The organism is Geodermatophilus sp. SYSU D00684 (genome assembly GCF_054050455.1).
In genome coordinates, this window is sequence record NZ_JBJGZI010000006.1 from 1 (window position 1) to 15,737 (window position 15,737).

Annotated in this window: 16 protein-coding genes and 1 rRNA gene; 1 reads left to right on the forward strand and 16 read right to left on the reverse strand. The window is 74.3% G+C overall.

Translation table 11 applies throughout. The features are described 5' to 3' along the window. The 9 genes from ACI79L_RS05350 to ACI79L_RS05390 all read right to left on the reverse strand — a co-directional run. Positions 1-125 (reverse strand): 16S ribosomal RNA (locus tag ACI79L_RS05350); the annotation flags it as partial. A 333-nt stretch (positions 126-458) separates the two neighbouring features. Continuing rightward, positions 459-1,265: a 4-hydroxy-tetrahydrodipicolinate reductase gene (gene dapB, locus ACI79L_RS05355; protein WP_456935783.1), complete on the reverse strand. Its 807-nt coding sequence runs from the start codon at positions 1,263-1,265 to the stop codon at positions 459-461. Then, positions 1,262-1,693 carry a VanZ family protein gene (locus ACI79L_RS05360; RefSeq protein WP_456935784.1) on the reverse strand — a complete coding sequence of 144 codons (432 nt, stop codon included), beginning with the start codon at positions 1,691-1,693 and terminating at the stop codon, positions 1,262-1,264. Before ACI79L_RS05360 ends, dapB begins: the two co-directional genes overlap by 4 nt. Positions 1,694-1,721: 28 nt before the next feature. Next, on the reverse strand, positions 1,722-3,062 hold the full coding sequence (locus ACI79L_RS05365) for a M16 family metallopeptidase (RefSeq protein WP_456935785.1): 1,341 nt from the start codon (positions 3,060-3,062) through the stop codon (positions 1,722-1,724). Positions 3,063-3,102: 40 nt separating this feature from the next. Continuing rightward, entirely contained in the window at positions 3,103-5,385 is a 2,283-nt protein-coding gene (locus tag ACI79L_RS05370) for a polyribonucleotide nucleotidyltransferase (protein ID WP_456935786.1), read from the reverse strand. A gap of 246 nt (positions 5,386-5,631) precedes the next feature. Beyond that, positions 5,632-5,901 carry a 30S ribosomal protein S15 gene (rpsO, locus tag ACI79L_RS05375; protein WP_072920360.1) on the reverse strand — a complete coding sequence of 90 codons (270 nt, stop codon included), beginning with the start codon at positions 5,899-5,901 and terminating at the stop codon, positions 5,632-5,634. 128 nt (positions 5,902-6,029) lie between these two features. After that, positions 6,030-6,998: a bifunctional riboflavin kinase/FAD synthetase gene (locus ACI79L_RS05380; RefSeq protein WP_456935787.1), complete on the reverse strand. Its 969-nt coding sequence runs from the start codon at positions 6,996-6,998 to the stop codon at positions 6,030-6,032. Between the two features lie 32 nt (positions 6,999-7,030). Next, a complete protein-coding gene (locus ACI79L_RS05385) occupies positions 7,031-8,170 on the reverse strand; it encodes a branched-chain amino acid aminotransferase (RefSeq protein ID WP_456935788.1) in 1,140 nt (379 codons plus the stop codon). 119 nt (positions 8,171-8,289) lie between these two features. Continuing rightward, positions 8,290-8,613: an antibiotic biosynthesis monooxygenase family protein gene (locus tag ACI79L_RS05390; RefSeq protein ID WP_456935789.1), complete on the reverse strand. Its 324-nt coding sequence runs from the start codon at positions 8,611-8,613 to the stop codon at positions 8,290-8,292. A gap of 72 nt (positions 8,614-8,685) precedes the next feature. Here ACI79L_RS05390 and ACI79L_RS05395 point away from each other — a divergent pair, with 72 nt between their 5' ends. Continuing rightward, a complete protein-coding gene (locus tag ACI79L_RS05395) occupies positions 8,686-9,366 on the forward strand; it encodes an HAD family hydrolase (protein ID WP_456935790.1) in 681 nt (226 codons plus the stop codon). Here ACI79L_RS05395 and truB read toward each other — a convergent pair. The 7 genes from truB to infB all read right to left on the reverse strand — a co-directional run bounded on the left by truB (position 9,363) and on the right by infB (position 15,619). Beyond that, positions 9,363-10,283 (reverse strand): tRNA pseudouridine(55) synthase TruB, encoded by a 921-nt coding sequence (gene truB / locus ACI79L_RS05400; RefSeq protein ID WP_456935791.1) that lies wholly within the window; start codon positions 10,281-10,283, stop codon positions 9,363-9,365. The genes ACI79L_RS05395 and truB overlap by 4 nt on opposite strands. Further along, positions 10,280-11,584 (reverse strand): MATE family efflux transporter, encoded by a 1,305-nt coding sequence (locus tag ACI79L_RS05405; protein WP_456935792.1) that lies wholly within the window; start codon positions 11,582-11,584, stop codon positions 10,280-10,282. The genes truB and ACI79L_RS05405 overlap by 4 nt, the downstream gene beginning before the upstream one ends. Further along, positions 11,581-12,591: a DHH family phosphoesterase gene (locus ACI79L_RS05410; RefSeq protein ID WP_456935793.1), complete on the reverse strand. Its 1,011-nt coding sequence runs from the start codon at positions 12,589-12,591 to the stop codon at positions 11,581-11,583. Before ACI79L_RS05410 ends, ACI79L_RS05405 begins: the two co-directional genes overlap by 4 nt. A gap of 3 nt (positions 12,592-12,594) precedes the next feature. Continuing rightward, positions 12,595-12,840 (reverse strand): hypothetical protein, encoded by a 246-nt coding sequence (locus tag ACI79L_RS05415; RefSeq protein WP_456929918.1) that lies wholly within the window; start codon positions 12,838-12,840, stop codon positions 12,595-12,597. Next, positions 12,837-13,316, reverse strand: a complete 480-nt coding sequence (gene rbfA, locus ACI79L_RS05420; RefSeq protein WP_456935794.1) for a 30S ribosome-binding factor RbfA — start codon at positions 13,314-13,316, stop codon at positions 12,837-12,839. Before rbfA ends, ACI79L_RS05415 begins: the two co-directional genes overlap by 4 nt. Positions 13,317-13,382: 66 nt before the next feature. Then, the gene (locus tag ACI79L_RS05425; RefSeq protein WP_456935795.1) at positions 13,383-13,679 is read right to left on the reverse strand and encodes a DUF503 domain-containing protein; all 297 of its coding nucleotides are present in this window, start codon (positions 13,677-13,679) and stop codon (positions 13,383-13,385) included. Positions 13,680-13,786: 107 nt separating this feature from the next. After that, positions 13,787-15,619: a translation initiation factor IF-2 gene (gene infB / locus ACI79L_RS05430; RefSeq protein ID WP_456935939.1), complete on the reverse strand. Its 1,833-nt coding sequence runs from the start codon at positions 15,617-15,619 to the stop codon at positions 13,787-13,789. Positions 15,620-15,737: the final 118 nt, after the last annotated feature.

Sequence of the window (15,737 nt, forward strand, 5' to 3'; positions counted from 1 at the left end):
GGTTGCCCACGTGTTACTCACCCGTTCGCCACTCATCCCCCCGCAAGCGGGGTTCAGCGTTCGACTTGCATGTGTTAAGCACGCCGCCAGCGTTCGTCCTGAGCCAGGATCAAACTCTCCGTAGATGCATTCAATCGCTGGCCGAGAACCGAGAGCTAGCACTCTCGATGTCATCAACCAAAGGAATCCCCCCGCGCCCGAAGACGCGGACAGGGGTTTGTTACTTGGCACTGACTTTCGGCACGCTGTTGAGTTCTCAAGGAGCGGACGCACACCAACTCGACCCTCTCGGGCTTCCTCGGTGGCTGCTTGTCCTACTCTACGCCGGCTCCGGAGTCCTGCACCGCTCGGGTGCTCCTCCGTGGCCCTCGCGGGCTCCGTCCGGCGCGAAGAGAACGGTACACGACATTCGAGGGGCGTGCACACGGGGTCTCGGTCACACCCCGGCACGGGACGGATCAAAGGCCGAGGAAGGTCTCGATCCCCACGGTCAGCCCCGGCCGGCGGCCGATCTCGCGGACGGCCAGCAGCACACCGGGCATGAAGGACGCGCGGTCGAAGGAGTCGTGCCGCAGCGTCAGCGTCTCCCCTGCCGCACCCATGAGGACCTCCTGGTGCGCGACCAGGCCGGTGAGCCGCACGGCGTGCACCGGGATCCCCTCGACATCGGCACCGCGGGCGCCGGGGAGCGCGTCGGTGGTGGCGTCCGGCGACGCCGGCAGCCCGGCCGCCCGGCGGGCGGCGGCGACGAGGCGCGCGGTCCGGACGGCGGTGCCCGACGGGGCGTCGACCTTGTTCGGGTGGTGCAGCTCGACGATCTCCGTGGAGGGGAAGAACCGCGCCGCCTCCTGGGCGAAGCGCATGAGCAGCACGGCGCCGATGCCGAAGTTCGGGGCGATGACCACGCCCACCTCGGGCTTCGGCTGCAGCCACTCGGCGACCGTGGCCAGCTTCTGCTCGTCGAAGCCCGTCGTCCCGACGACGCAGTGGATGTTCTGGTCGATGCAGAACCGGATGTTGTCCATGACGACGTCCGGCCGGGTGAAGTCGACGACCACCTGCGCGCCGGCGTCGGCGACGTTGAACAGCCAGTCCCCCTCGTCGACCATCGCGACGAGCTCGAGGTCGTCGGCGGCGTTGACCGCCTTCACCACCTCGGTGCCCATCCGGCCCCGGGCGCCGAGCACACCGACCGAGATCCGGGGCGGTTCGCCCGTGGCCGCGCCGGTCGCCTGCTGGTCGGGTGCGGGGGTGCTCGTGGTCACCGGGTCAGGCTTCCCGGCGACCGGTCCCGATGCAAGACGGCCCCGGCACGGGTCACCCGGGCGGTCCGGCGCTCCCCCACTGCCCACAGCACCAGGCCGAGCCCGACACCGACGGCGTCGGCGAGCCAGTCGAGGACCGAGCCCGAGCGCTCGACGGGCGTGATCGCCTGGACCACCTCGCTGACCGCGCCGTAGACGAGCAGCAGCACCGCCAGCGGCCCCCGGCACGCCCCCGCCCACCGTCCGGCCAGCGCCAGCGTCAGGAACAGGGCCAGGTGGACGAGCTTGTCCACGCCCGGCGGGGCGGCGGGGACGTCGGAGGCCGGCGCGAACAGCACGGCGAGCGAGACGAGCACCGTCACCGCGAAGGCGCCGCGGGACAGCGCCCCGTGCACGCGGAACGCCGAGGTGGGGCTCGGGTCGGTCATCGGTCTCCGGTCGTCGGGCTGGGCGGGGTCAGAGCCGGTCGAGGTCGGACTCCCGGTAGGGCCCGACGACGGCGAGGCAGGTCTCCCGGCCGAGCAGGTCCGCGGCGACCGCGCGCACCTGCTCCTCGTCGACGGCGGCGATCCGGTCGAGCACCTCGCGCACCGGCACGTACTCCCCGTGCGACAGCTCGCTCTTGCCCAGTCGGCTCATCCGCGAACCGGTGTCCTCGAGGCCGAGCACCGTCCCGCCGCGCAGCTGGCCGCGGCCGCGGGCCACCTCCTCGGCGGTGAGCCCCTCGGCGGCCACCCGGGCCAGCTCCTCGCGCACCAGGCGCAGCACCTCGGGCACGCGCTTCTTGGCGCACCCGGCGTAGACGGAGAACGCCCCGGTGCCGGCGTAGGAGGTCAGCGCCGACCCGACGCTGTAGACCAGCCCGCGCTTCTCCCGGATCTCCTGGAACAGCCGCGAGCTCATCCCGCCGCCGACCGCCGTCTCCAGGACCGCGGCGGCGTAGCGCCGCTCGTCGAAGCGGCTGAGGGCGAGGCTGCCCAGCAGCAGGTGGGTCTGCTCGGTCTTGCGGTTGACCAGCCCCGCGGGCCGCGCAGGGCGGCCGGGGACGAGCTCCTCGCCGCGGCGCAGCGGCGCCGGGGACGCCGAACCGGACAGCCGGTCGCCGAAGACCGCCGCCACCAGGTCGACCACCTGCTGGTGGTCCACCCGGCCGGCGGCGGTGACCACCATCGAGGGGACGGCGTAGCGCGAGCGGTACCAGCCGTCGACGTCGTCGCGGGTCAGCCCCTCGATCGACTCGACGGTGCCGAGCACCGAGCGGCCCAGCGGGGTGCCGCCGAACAGGGTCTCGGCGAACAGGTCGTGCACCAGGTCGGAGGGCTCGTCGTCGCGCATGGCGATCTCCTCGAGCACCACCGTCCGCTCGGACTCCAGGTCCTCGGCGGTGTTGAGCGCCTCGGTCACCAGGTCGCCGAGCAGCGTGACCGCCAGCGGGAGGTCGCTGGCGAGCACGTTGGCGTAGTAGCAGGTGTGCTCCTTGGCGGTGAAGGCGTTCATCTCACCGCCGACGGCGTCCATCGCCGTCGCGATCTCCAGAGCGCTGCGGCTGCGGGTGCCCTTGAACAGCAGGTGCTCGAGGAAGTGCGAGGCGCCGGCCACCCGGTCGGTCTCGTCCCGGGAGCCGACGCCCACCCAGATGCCGAGGGTGGCCGAGTGGACGCCGGGCATCGTCTCGGTGAGCACGCGCAGCCCGCCGGGCAGCACCGTGCGCTCGACCCGGCCGCCGACCTCGTCGACGTCGATGACGCGGGTGACACCGACCGGGGCCGGGGCGGACGTGAGGTCGGTGGACCCCACGCCCGGCCCGGCCCCGGTCGTCGTCGGTTCGGCGACCGTGTCAGGCCTCCGCGGGAGCGGGGGCGTCGGCCGGGGCCGCGCCGTCGCCGGCGGCGGCACCCTCGCCCTCGCCCTCGGCGGCCACCGGGACCAGGCTGATCTTGCCGCGGGCGTCGATGTCGGTGATCTCGACCTGCAGCTTGTCGCCGACGTTCACGACGTCCTCGACCTTGCCGATGCGCTTGCCGCCGCCCAGCTTGCTGATGTGCACCAGGCCGTCCTTGCCCGGCAGCAGCGAGACGAAGGCGCCGAACGGCGTCGTCTTGACCACGGTGCCGAGGAAGCGCTCCCCGACCTTCGGCATCTGCGGGTTGGCGATCGCGTTGATGCGGTCGACCGCGGCCTGGGCCGAGGGGCCGTCGGAGGCGCCGACGTAAATGGTGCCGTCGTCCTCGATGGTGATCTCGGCGCCGGTCTCGTCCTGGATCGAGTTGATCATCTGGCCCTTGGGGCCGATGACCGCGCCGATCTTGTCGACCGGGATGCGCACCGTGGTCACGCGCGGGGCGTACGGGCTCATCTCGTCGGGGCCGTCGATGGCCTCGTTCATCACGTCGAGGATGTGCAGGCGGGCGGCGCGGGCCTGGGTCAGCGCCTGGGCGAGCACGTCGGACGGGATGCCGTCGAGCTTGGTGTCCAGCTGCAGGGCCGTGACGAAGTCCTTGGTGCCGGCGACCTTGAAGTCCATGTCACCGAAGGCGTCCTCGGCGCCGAGGATGTCGGTCAGCGCGACGTACTCGGTCTTGCCGTCGACCTCGTCGGAGACCAGGCCCATGGCGATGCCGGCGACCGGGGCGCGCAGCGGCACACCGGCGTTGAGCAGCGACAGGGTCGAGGCGCACACCGAGCCCATCGACGTCGAGCCGTTGGAGCCCAGCGCCTCGGACACCTGCCGGATCGCGTAGGGGAACTCCTCGCGGTCGGGCAGCACCGGCAGCAGCGCGCGCTCGGCGAGCGCGCCGTGGCCGATCTCGCGCCGCTTGGGCGAACCCACGCGGCCGGTCTCGCCGGTGGAGTACGGCGGGAAGTTGTAGTTGTGCATGTAGCGCTTGCGCGTCTCGGGCGAGAGCGTGTCGAGCTGCTGCTCCATGCGGAGCATGTTCAGCGTGGTGACGCCCAGGATCTGGGTCTCGCCGCGCTCGAACAGCGCCGAGCCGTGCACCCGCGGGACGACCTCGACCTCGGCCGACAGCGGCCGGATGTCGGTGACGCCGCGGCCGTCGATGCGGACCTTGTCGCGCAGGATGCGCTGCCGGACGACCTTCTTGGTGACGGCGCGGAAGGCGGCCGACACCTCCTTCTCGCGGCCGGCGAACTGCTCGGCCAGCGAGGCGGCGACCTCGTCCTTGAGCGCGTCGGTGGCGTCGTTGCGCTCCTGCTTGCCGGCGATGGCCTGCGCCTCGGTCAGCCGCTCGAGAGCGGCGGACTCGACGGCGGCGTAGACGTCGTCCTGGTAGTCCAGGAAGCGCGGGAACTCGGCGACCGGCTTGGCGGCCTTCTCGGCCAGCGCGGTCTGCGCCTCGCACAGCGCCTTGATGAAGGGCTTGGCGGCCTCGAGGCCCTGCGCGACGACCTCCTCGGTCGGCGCGGTGGCGCCGCCGCGGACCAGCTCGATCGTCTTCTCGGTGGCCTCGGCCTCGACCATCATGATCGCGACGTCGCCGTCGGGCAGCAGGCGGCCGGCCACGACCATGTCGAAGACGGCGTCCTCGAGCTCGGCGTGCGTGGGGAAGCCGATCCACTGGCCGTTGACCAGCGCGACCCGGGTGCCGCCGACCGGGCCGGAGAACGGCAGGCCCGACAGCTGGGTGGACGCCGACGCGCCGTTGATGGCCAGCACGTCGTAGAGGTGCGCCGGGTCCAGCGACAGCACGGTGATGACGACCTGGACCTCGTTGCGCAGGCCCTTGGCGAAGGTCGGGCGCAGCGGCCGGTCGATCAGTCGGCAGGTGAGGATCGCGTCCTCGCTGGGGCGGCCCTCGCGGCGGAAGAACGAGCCGGGGATGCGCCCGGCGGCGTACATCCGCTCCTCGACGTCGACCGTCAGCGGGAAGAAGTCGAAGTGCTCCTTGGGCTGCCGGCCGGCCGTGGTGGCCGACAGCAGCATGGTGTCGCCCATGCTGACGACGACCGAGCCGGCGGCCTGCTTGGCCAGCCGCCCGGTCTCGAAGGTGATGCTGCGGCTGCCGTGGCTGCCGTTGTCGATGACCGCGGTGGCGGTGGTGACCCCGTCCTCGGGGTCGTACTCGGCAGCGATGCTGCCCTGGGTGGTGGGTGCGGACACGTCGTCCTCTTCCTACGTCGCATGCGGCGACGTCCTCTTCGTGGCGTCTGCGCCGGACTGCTCCCGGGTGACCGGTCTTCGATCGAAGCCCACGGGGGTCGTTCCCCCTCCCGTGGAGGGGCATTCCCGGGGGCCACCACCGAGGACCGGCCGGCGTCGGGGTGCGCGGGCGGGGCGCCGTGGGTCCCGTGGGGCGGGTGCCCCACGAGAGAGGGGACCGTCCCGGGCGGGACGGTCCCCTCTGGGTCAGCGGCGCAGACCGAGCCGCTCGATGAGCGAGCGGTAGCGGTTGATGTCGGTCTTCGCCAGGTAGTTCAGCAGCCGGCGACGGCGGCCGACCAGCAGCAGCAGGCCGCGACGGCTGTGGTGGTCGTGCTTGTGCTGCTTGAGGTGCTCGGTCAGGTCGCTGATCCGGCGGGTGAGCATCGCGACCTGGACCTCGGGCGAGCCCGTGTCCTTCTCGACCGTCGCGTACTCGGTCATGATCTGCTGCTTCGTCGCGCTGTCGAGCGCCATGGGCGGGCCTCCTGGCCAGGTCGGGTGTGGCCCCCGGTCTGGTTCACGGGGGCAGGGGTGCACACACGTCGGGCAGGGCCCGACAGCTGCGAGGCTACCAGCGCGCCGGCGGGGGCCCGGCGCGGTGATCACCCGGCGGGGGGCAGTCCCAGGACGGCGCGGGTGCGGACGACGTCGTCGGCCATGGCCGTGACGAGCTCGTCGACCCCGGCGAAGGTGGTCATCGGCCGCAGCCGGGAGACGAACTCGACGCCGACGTGCTCGCCGTAGAGGTCGCCGGCGAAGTCGAGGACGTAGGCCTCCACGGTGCGGCGGGAGCCCTGGAAGGTGGGGTTGGTGCCCACCGAGACGGCGGCGGGCCGGCTGTCCAGGGTGCGCCCGGCGGGGTCGCGGGTGACCAGGGACCCGGCGTAGACGCCGTCGGCGGGGATCGCGGTGTACGGCGGGCACTCGACGTTCGCCGTCGGGTAGCCCAGCTCCCGGCCGCGGCGGTCGCCGCGGACGACGACGCCGTCGACCCGGTGCGGGCGGCCCAGCGCCCGCGCCGCGCTCTCCATGTCGCCGGCGGCGACGCAGGCGCGGATGTAGGTCGAGGAGATCGTCACCTCGCCGTCGGCGGAGGCGTCGCCGGCCAGCGGGATCCCCTCGACGGCGAAGCCGAACCGGCGCCCCTCCTGGGTCAGCGTGCCGACGTTGCCGGCGGCCCGGTGCCCGTAGGTGAAGTTCTCGCCGACGACGACCGCCGAGGCGTGCAGGTCCTCGACGAGCACGCCGTGGGCGAACTCCTCGGGGGTCAGCCGGCTGAACTCGGGCGTGAACGGGATGACGCACATCGCGTCGACCCCGAGCCCGGCGACCAGCTCGGCCTTGCGGTGCAGCGAGGTGAGGATCGCCGGGTGCGAGCCGGGCCGCACGACCTCGGTCGGGTGCGGGTCGAAGGTGACCAGCACGCACGGCCGGTGCAGCGCCCGCGCGCGGGCGACGGCGGTGCCGATCAGCTGCTGGTGGCCGCGGTGGACGCCGTCGTACATGCCGACGGTGACCACCGTCCGGCCGAGGTCGGCCGGGACGTCGGCCAGCCCGCGCCAGTGCCGCACCCGCCCGCTCCCCCGTGTCGCCGCCGGGTCGCTCAGGCGACCCGGTGCAGCCAGCCGCGGGTGTCGGGCACCCGGCCGTGCTGGATGTCGAGCAGGTGCTCGCGCAGGCCCATGGTGACCGGCCCCGGCGTCCCGTCGCCGACGGTGAAGTCGCCGGTGCGCGCCTTCACCTCGCCGACCGGGGTGATGACCGCCGCGGTGCCGCAGGCGAAGGTCTCGGTGACCGTGCCGTCGGCGACGCCGGAGCGCCACTCGTCGACGCTGAACTTCCGCTCGGTGACCCGCATGCCCCGCTCGCGGGCCACGGAGATCAGCGAGTCGCGGGTGATGCCGGGCAGCAGCGTGCCGGTGAGCTCGGGGGTGACCAGCTCGGCGTCGTCGCCGGAGCCGAGGACGAAGAACAGGTTCATCCCGCCCATCTCCTCGACGTAGCGCTTCTCGACCGCGTCGAGCCACACCACCTGGTCGCACCCGGCGGCGATGGCCTGCTCCTGGGCCAGCAGGCTGGCGGCGTAGTTGCCGGCGCACTTGACGTCGCCGGTGCCGCCGGGCGCGGCCCGGATGTAGTCCTCGGAGAGGTAGACGCTCACCGGGTGCACGCCGCGCGGGAAGTACGCGCCGGCGGGGCTGGCGATGACGAGGAACAGGTACTCGTTCGCCGGCCGCACGCCGAGGAACGGCTCGGTGGCCAGCTGGTAGGGCCGGAGGTAGAGCGTCTGGTCGGGGCCGGTGGGCACCCAGTCGCGGTCGGCGTCGACGAGCGCGTCGACGGCGGCGAGGAAGGCCTCCTCGGGCACCGGCGGCATCGCCAGCCGGCGGGCGCTGCGGGCGAAGCGGGCGGCGTTGGCCTCGGGCCGGAAGGTCGCCACGCTGCCGTCGGGCTGGGCGTAGGCCTTGAGCCCCTCGAAGATCGACTGCGCGTAGTGCAGCGCGGCGGTGGCCGGGTCGACCTGCAGCGGCGCGTACGCGGTGAGCCGGGCGTCGTGCCAGCCGGTGCCGGCGGTCCAGCGGGCCACGAACATCGAGTCGGTGAAGTGCCGGCCGAAGCCGGGGTCGGCGAGCACCGCCTGGCGCTCGGCGGCCGGGCGGCGGGGCACGTCCTCCACGGTCACCGGGACGCCCTCGGTGAAGACCCGGGGCGTGGTCCTGCTGTCGGCGAGCGTGTCGGTCATGGCTCCCACCTGCGCGTGCTCCGTCTGCGGCCGGGGCGGCGTCGGGCCCGCCCCTCCGCTCACAGTAGCCCCGGGCCCGGCGGCGGCCGGGAGCCGACCGCCGCCGTCGCCCGCGCGGGTCAGGGCCGGTCCGGCGCCGAGCTCTCGACGACCTCGTAGGACCACAGGTGGTGGGAGTCGCTCGCGGCCGGGGCGAGCTCGTCCCCGCCGCCCTCGTGGGCGCGGGCGAAGTCCTGCCCGTCCTCCCAGGAGCGGTAGGCCTCCTCGCTCTCCCACCGGGTGTAGACGAGGTACTGGTCGGTGCCCTCCAGCGGGCGCAGCAGCTCGAACCACTCGAAGCCGGGGGTCTTCTCCACGGCGCCGGCGCGGCCGCGGAAGCGCTCCTCGAAGCGCTCGTGCATGTGCGGCGGCACGGTGATGGCGTTGATCTTGACGACGCTCATGGCAGGCCCCTTCCCGCCCGGGGGGACCGTCAATCCCCTGCGGCGTCCCGCGGGCCGGGCGAGGATGGCCCGATGACCTCGGCTCCGCGGCCCGGCGTGCTGTTCGACGTCGACGGCACCCTGCTGGACACCAACTACCTGCAGGTCCTCGCCTGGTGGCAGGCCTTCCGCGACACCGGGCACCCCGAGGTGTCGATGGCCGCCTGCCACCGGGCGATCGGCATCGCCAGCGAGGAGCTGGTCACCCACCTCCTCGGCGACGACGCCGACGACGCGTCCGAGGTGTCCGACACCAAGACCCGCCGCTACGAGCCGCTGCGCGAGCTGGTGACACCCTTCCCGCGCGTCGACGAGCTGCTGGCCGCGTGCCGGGAGCGGGACCTGGCGGTGGTGCTGGCCACCAGCGGCAAGGACTCGGACCTGGAGTGGATGGTGCCGGCGATCGGCGGCGAGGACGTCGTCGACGGGGCCACCTCCTCGGCCGACGTCGAGTCGGCCAAGCCGGCGCCGGACCTGCTGCAGACCGCCGTCGACCAGCACGGACTGGACGCCTCGCGCACCGTCGTCGTCGGGGACACCGTCTGGGACGTGCGGTCCGCGCGCGCCGCCGGGCTGCCGTGCATCGCGCTGACCTGCGGCGGCATCTCCCGCGCCGAGCTGCTCGAGGCCGGTGCCGACGAGGTCTACGACGACCCCGCCGACCTGCTCGACCACCTCGACGACTCGCTGATCGGCAAGGCCGCCCGCGGCTAGGACGGCGGGAATCCGACGGCGACCCGGGCGGTGGACCCGGCGTCCTCGACCAGCGCGACCAGCCGGCCCGCGGGGTCGACGGCGGCGGTCAGCCCGGACCGCCCGGTGGCCGGGACCCGCTGGCCGTAGCCGAGGGCGCGCGCCTCGTCGTCGGTGAGCCGCCGCTCGGGGTAGATCGCCGTCGCGGCCTCGGGGAGGGTCAGCGTCCCCGGCCCGCCCCCGGCGGCGAGCGCCGCCGCGGCCTCCTCGACCGGGGCGGCCTGCGCGGTGGTGAACGGGCCGGAGGCGGTGCGGCGCAGCGCGGTGAGGTGCCCGCCGACCCCGAGCGCGGCACCGGCGTCGCGGGCGATCGCCCGGACGTAGGTCCCGGCGGAACAGGCCACGGTCACCTCGACGTCGACCAGGCCGGGCCCGGTCCGGTCGACGCGGTGCACGTCGATGCGGTGCACGGTGACCGGGCGGGGCTCGAGCACGACCTCCTCGCCGGCCCGGACGCGGTCGTAGGAGCGGCGGCCGCCGACCTTCACCGCGCTCACCGAGGAGGGCACCTGCAGCAGCGGGCCGGTCTGGGCGGCCAGCGCCGCGCGGACCGCGTCGTCGTCGAGGTGCCCGGCGGGGATGGTGGTGAGGACCTCGCCCTCGCGGTCGTCGGTGACGGTGGTCTGGCCGAGGCGGATCGTGGCGTCGTAGACCTTGTCCGAGCCGCCGAGGTGGCCGAGCAGCCGGGTCGCCGACCCGACGCCGAGCACGAGCAGGCCGGTCGCCATCGGGTCGAGCGTGCCGGCGTGGCCGACCCGGCGGACCGAGAGCACCCGCCGGGCCCGGGCGACGACGTCGTGCGAGGTCATCCCGCCGGGCTTGTCGACCAGCAGGATCCCCGGGGTCACGTCGGCGTCGGCGGCGCGGCGGCGGCTCATGCGCCCACGGTCGCAGGTGCGGTCAGCCACCTGTCCCCCGCCACCCGGGCGAGCACCGCGACCAGCCGCAGCGCGATGAACGCCGTCAGGCCGGTCCACACGCCGGCCAGGCCCCAGCCCAGCGGCCCCGACAGCAGCGACAGCGGCAGGAAGCCGGCCAGTGCCGCGCCGACGGTCACCGTGCGCAGGTAGGCGACGTCGCCCGCGCCCATGAGCACGCCGTCGAGGGCGAAGACCACCCCGGCCAGCGGCTGGAACCCGGCGAGGAACCACCAGACCAGCTCCGCCTGCTCGCGGACGGCGGGGTCGCCGGTGAACAGCGGCACGAGCAGGTCGCGGCCGGCCAGCAGGGCGACGGCGACCAGCACGCCGGTGCCCAGGCCCCACAGGGTCACCCGGCGGGCGGTGGCCCGGGCCTCGGCGGGCCGGCCGGCGCCGAGCGCGTGGCCGACCAGCGTCTGCGCGGCGATGGCGTAGGCGTCGAGGACCAGCGCGAGGAAGAGGAACAGCTGCAGCGCGATCTGGTGGGCGCCGAGCTGCGCCTGGCCGGCGCGCGCGGCGACCCCGGCGGCGACCAGGAAGGCCAGCTGCAGGACGGTGGCGCGCAGCAGCAGGTCGCGGCCGAGCACCAGCTGCGCGCGGACGGCGGCCGGCCGGAAGCGCCAGTCGGCGCCCTCGCGCAGCAGCGCCCGCACGAACAGCGCCGCCGTCAGGGACTGGCCGGCGAGGTTGGCCACCGCGGAGCCGGGCAGCCCGAGACCGGCCGGGTGCACCAGCAGCGGGCACAGCACCAGGCTCAGCAGGCTGCCGGCGAGCACGAAGCGCACCGGGCGGCGCAGGTCCTGCACGCCGCGCATCCAGCCGTTGCCGGCCATGGAGACCAGCAGCAGCGGGGCCCCGCAGCCGGCGACGCGCAGCCACTGCTCCCCCGCCTCGGCCACCGCGCCCGGCCCGCCGGCCAGCGCGCGGGTCAGCGGCCCGGCCAGCACCTGGAACAGCAGGACGACGGCGGCGCCGAGCAGCAGCGCCAGCCAGGTGGCCTGCACGCCCTCGGCGACGGCGCCGGCGCGGTCCCCCGCCCCGGCCCGGCGGGCGGCCCGCGCGGTGGTGCCGTAGGCGAGGAAGTTCAGCAGCGCGGCGGCCCAGGCCAGCAGCCCGCCGCCGACGGCGAGCCCGCCCAGGGGGACGGTGCCCAGGTTGCCGACGACCGCGGTGTCGACCAGCAGGTACAGCGGCTCGGCGGCCAGCACGACCAGCGCCGGGACGGCCAGCCCCAGGACGGACGGCGCCCGCCCGGTCACCGCGCCGTCGTCGCGGCCGACACCTGCGACCGGATGGCCGCCACCGTCGCCTCGCGGTCCAGGTGCGAGGTGAAGCCGGCCGCGGCCCGGTGCCCGCCGCCGCCCAGCGCCATCGCGACCCGGGCGACGTCGGTGCCGCCGCGGGAGCGCAGCGACACCGCCCACGAGCCGTCGTCCTGGCCCTTGAGCACGCAGGCGACGTCGGCCTCGGCGGTCGACCGGACGACGTCGACCAGCGCCTCGAGCTGCTCGCCGGGCAGGCCGTGCTCGGCCGCCTCCGCGGTGCTCGACCAGGTCCACACCAGGCCGGCGCCGACGCCGGGCTCGAGCACCGCGCGCCCGGTCACCGCCGACAGCAGCCGCAGCCAGCCGAACGGGGCGGTGTCGAACAGCCGCTGGCTGATGGCGGCGTGGTCGATGCCGGTGGACAGCAGCCGGGCGGCCAGCGCGTGGGTGTCCGGCCGGGTGCTGCTGAAGCGGAAGGAGCCGGTGTCGGCGGCGAGGCCGGCGTAGAGCAGCGTGGCCAGCTCGGCGTCGAGGGCGACGCCGAGCTCGTCGAGCAGGCCGGCCACGAGGACGACGGTCGCCGGGGCGGCCGGGTCCACCAGCCGCACGTCGCCGAAGCCGGGGTTGCTCGCGTGGTGGTCGACGACGACCGAGGTGCCGGCGTCGCCGAGCACCGCGGCCAGCTCACCCAGGCGGGCGGGCGAGGCGGCGTCCAGGCTGACGAAGACGTCCGGGGACGCGGGGACGGCGGTGGAGGGCACCAGGTGCTCGGCGCCGGGCAGCCAGCCGAGCGAGTCGGGCAGCACGGGGCGGCCGGGGAACGTGGCGGTCACCCGGGCGCCGCGGCGGCGCAGCCCCTCGGCGAGGGCCAGGGTGCTGCCCAGCGCGTCGGCGTCGGGCTGCACGTGCCCGCTGAGCACCACGGTGGCGCCCGTGTCGGCGGCCGCGGCCAGCACGGCGGCCGGGGTGCGCAGGGGCACCCCGGCGGTCGGTGCGGTCACCGGTCAGGCGTCGGGGCCGGGATCGGCCACCGGGGGTGCGTTGCGGTCCTCGGTCACCAGCCCGCCCCCCGGCGGCAGCGGCGGGCCGCCGTCGTCGGGCTCGTCCTCCGCGATGGAGGGCACCTCCCCGATCTGGCCCTCGCGGCCGCCCTCGGTGGGGTCCCCGGCGTTCGGCTCGGCCCGCCCGCCGAGCTCCGAGCGGCCCTGTCCCTCCCCGGGGAGGTACGGGTCCGGGTCGTTCTCACTCACGAGGCACTCCTGTGCTCGGGGGACGCGCTGACGTCGGCGTCGGAGGACTCGTCGTCCTCCTCCGGGTGCCGGTAGGGGTCGGCCTCGCCGGCGTAGGTGGCGTGCTCGCGCAGCCGGGCGAGCTCGGCGTCGGCGTGCCGGACCCGCTCGAGGGCCTCGTCGAGCTCGCGCGCGGTGTCGGGGACGTGGTCGGCGACGAAGGCCAGCGTCGGCACGAACTTGATGCCGGTCTGCCGGCCCACCGTCGAGCGCAGCACCCCGGTGGCCGAGGCGAGCGCCTTGGCGGAGTCCGCGACGGCGGTGGCGTCGCCGTAGACGGTGTAGAAGACGGTGGCCTCGCGCAGGTCGCTGGTCACCCGGGCGTCGGTCACGGTGACCATGCCCAGCCGGGGGTCCTTGATCTGGGACTCGATCGCGGCGGAGACGATCTGTCGGATGCGCACCGCGAGCTTGCGGGCGCGGGCGGGGTCGGCCACGACGGACCTCCGGGGGTCTCAGGGGCGCGCGAGGAGGCGCGCCCGGACGGGCGTGGGCAGGCCGGATCAGGCGTCGGTGTCGGAGAACAGCTGCCGGTGCGTCGACAGCAGCGTCACCTCCGGCCGGTCGGCCAGCAACCGCTCGCAGGCGTCGAGGACGTCGGTCACCTGACCGGCGTCCCCCGCGACGGTGGCGACGCCGACCTGCACGCGGCGGTGCAGGTCGACGTCGCCCACCTCGGCCGCGGCCACGGCGAAGCGGCGCCGCAGCTCGGCCACGATGGGCCGGACCACGGCGCGCTTGCCCTTGAGCGAGTGGACGTCGCCCAGCAGCAGGTCGGCGGTCATCGAGCCGGTGAACACCGACCGGGGACCTCCCTCTCCCTGCTGCCGGGCGATCGTCTACCTGTGGCCCCCTCGCAGGGGCCCACCACGAGCGTGCGGGTGGTGGGGGGCGAGGGGGTCCTTCCTCAGTCGCGCGGCTTCTCGCGGACCTCGAAGGTCTCGATGACGTCCTCGACCTTGACGTCGTTGAACGACCCCAGGCCGATACCGCACTCGTAGCCCTCGCGGACCTCGGTGACGTCGTCCTTGAAGCGGCGCAGCGACTCGACGGTCAGGTTATCGGCGATCACCACACCGTCGCGGATCACCCGGGCCTTCGAGTTCCGGTTGATCGTGCCGCTGCGGACGATCGAGCCGGCGACGTTGCCGATGCGCGGCACCCGGAAGACCTCGCGGATCTCCGCCGTGCCGAGCGCGACCTCCTCGAACTCCGGCTTGAGCATGCCCTTGAGGGCCGACTCGATCTCCTCGATCGCCGAGTAGAGGACCGAGTAGTACCGGACGTCGACGCCCTCGCGGTTGGCGAGCTCGGTGGCCTGGCCCTCGGCCCGGACGTTGAAGCCGATGACGATGACGTCGTCGGCCAGCGCCAGGTCGATGTCGCTCTTGCTGATCGCGCCCACGCCGCGGTGGATGACCCGCAGCGAGACGTCGTCGCTCACCTCGATCTTCATGAGCGCGTCCTCGAGCGCCTCGACGGTGCCCGAGTTGTCGCCCTTGATGATCAGGTTGAGCTGGCGGTTCTCCTTCAGCGCGGCGTCGAGGTCCTCCAGGCTGATCCGCTTGCGCATCGAGGCGTTCTGCGCGTTGCGGATGCGGGCCTGCCGGCGGTCGGCGATCTGCCGGGCGACGCGGTCCTCCTCGACGACGAGGAAGGTGTCACCGGCACGCGGCACCGAGGTGAGACCCACGACCTGCACCGGGCGGGCCGGCGTGGCCTCCTTGAGCTTGGCGCCGTGCTCGTCGAGCAGCGACCGCACGCGGCCGAAGGCGTCACCGGCGACCAGCGAGTCACCGACCCGCAGGGTGCCGCGCTGGACCAGCACCGTGGCGACGGGGCCGCGGCCACGGTCCAGCTTGGCGTCGATGACGACGCCCTGGGCGTCCATCTCGGTGTTGGCGCGCAGGTCGAGCGCGGCGTCCGCGGTGAGCAGGATCGCCGCCAGCAGGTCGTCCAGACCCTGCCGGGTGACCGCCGAGACGTCGACGAACATCGTGTCGCCGCCGTACTCCTCGGCCACCAGCCCGTACTCGGTGAGCTGCTGGCGGATCTTGGCGGGGTTGGCCCCCTCCTTGTCCACCTTGTTCACCGCGACCACGATCGGCACCTCGGCGGCCTGGGCGTGGTTGAGCGCCTCGACCGTCTGCGGCATGACGCCGTCGTCGGCGGCCACCACCAGGACGACGATGTCGGTCACCTTCGCGCCACGGGCACGCATCGCGGTGAACGACTCGTGACCCGGGGTGTCGATGAAGGTGATCGCCCGGTCCTGGCCGTCCAGCTCCGTGTCGATCTGGTACGCGCCGATGTGCTGGGTGATGCCGCCGGCCTCCCGCGCCACCACGTTGGTGTTGCGGACGGCGTCGAGCAGCTTCGTCTTGCCGTGGTCGACGTGACCCATGACGGTGACGACCGGCGGACGGGTCTCCCAGTCCTCCTCGTCGCCCTCGTCACCGAAGGTGAGGTCGAAGGTCTCGAGGAGCTCGCGGTCCTCGTCCTCCGGGCTGACGACCTCGATGTTCCAGCCGATCTCGGCACCGAGCAGCTGCAGGGTGTCCTCGTTCACCGACTGCGTCGCGGTGACCATCTCGCCCAGGTGGAACAGGGCGGTCACCAGCGCGGCCGGCTGGGCGCCGATGCGCTCGGCCAGGTCGGTCAGCGAGGCGCCGCGGGGCAGCCGGACGGTCTGCCCGTTGCCGCGGGGCAGGCTGACGCCGCCCATGCTGGGCGCCGCCATCTGGTCGAACTCCTGGCGCCGCTGCTTCTTGCTCTTGCGCCCGCGGACCGGACCGCGGCCACCCGGACGCCCGAAGGCACCCGCGGTGCCCGCACCGGAGCCACCGCGACCACGGCCG

Bases quoted from the DNA above. Each gene is read 5' to 3' on its own strand.
- ACI79L_RS05360 (WP_456935784.1), bottom strand. From the start codon at position 1,693: ATGACCGACCCGAGCCCCACCTCGGCGTTCCGCGTGCACGGGGCGCTG.
- rpsO (WP_072920360.1), bottom strand. From the start codon at position 5,901: ATGGCGCTCGACAGCGCGACGAAGCAGCAGATCATGACCGAGTACGCG.
- ACI79L_RS05385 (WP_456935788.1), bottom strand. From the start codon at position 8,170: ATGACCGACACGCTCGCCGACAGCAGGACCACGCCCCGGGTCTTCACC.
- ACI79L_RS05390 (WP_456935789.1), bottom strand. From the start codon at position 8,613: ATGAGCGTCGTCAAGATCAACGCCATCACCGTGCCGCCGCACATGCAC.
- ACI79L_RS05395 (WP_456935790.1), top strand. From the start codon at position 8,686: ATGACCTCGGCTCCGCGGCCCGGCGTGCTGTTCGACGTCGACGGCACC.
- truB (WP_456935791.1), bottom strand. From the start codon at position 10,283: ATGAGCCGCCGCCGCGCCGCCGACGCCGACGTGACCCCGGGGATCCTG.
- infB (WP_456935939.1), bottom strand. From the start codon at position 15,619: ATGGCGGCGCCCAGCATGGGCGGCGTCAGCCTGCCCCGCGGCAACGGG.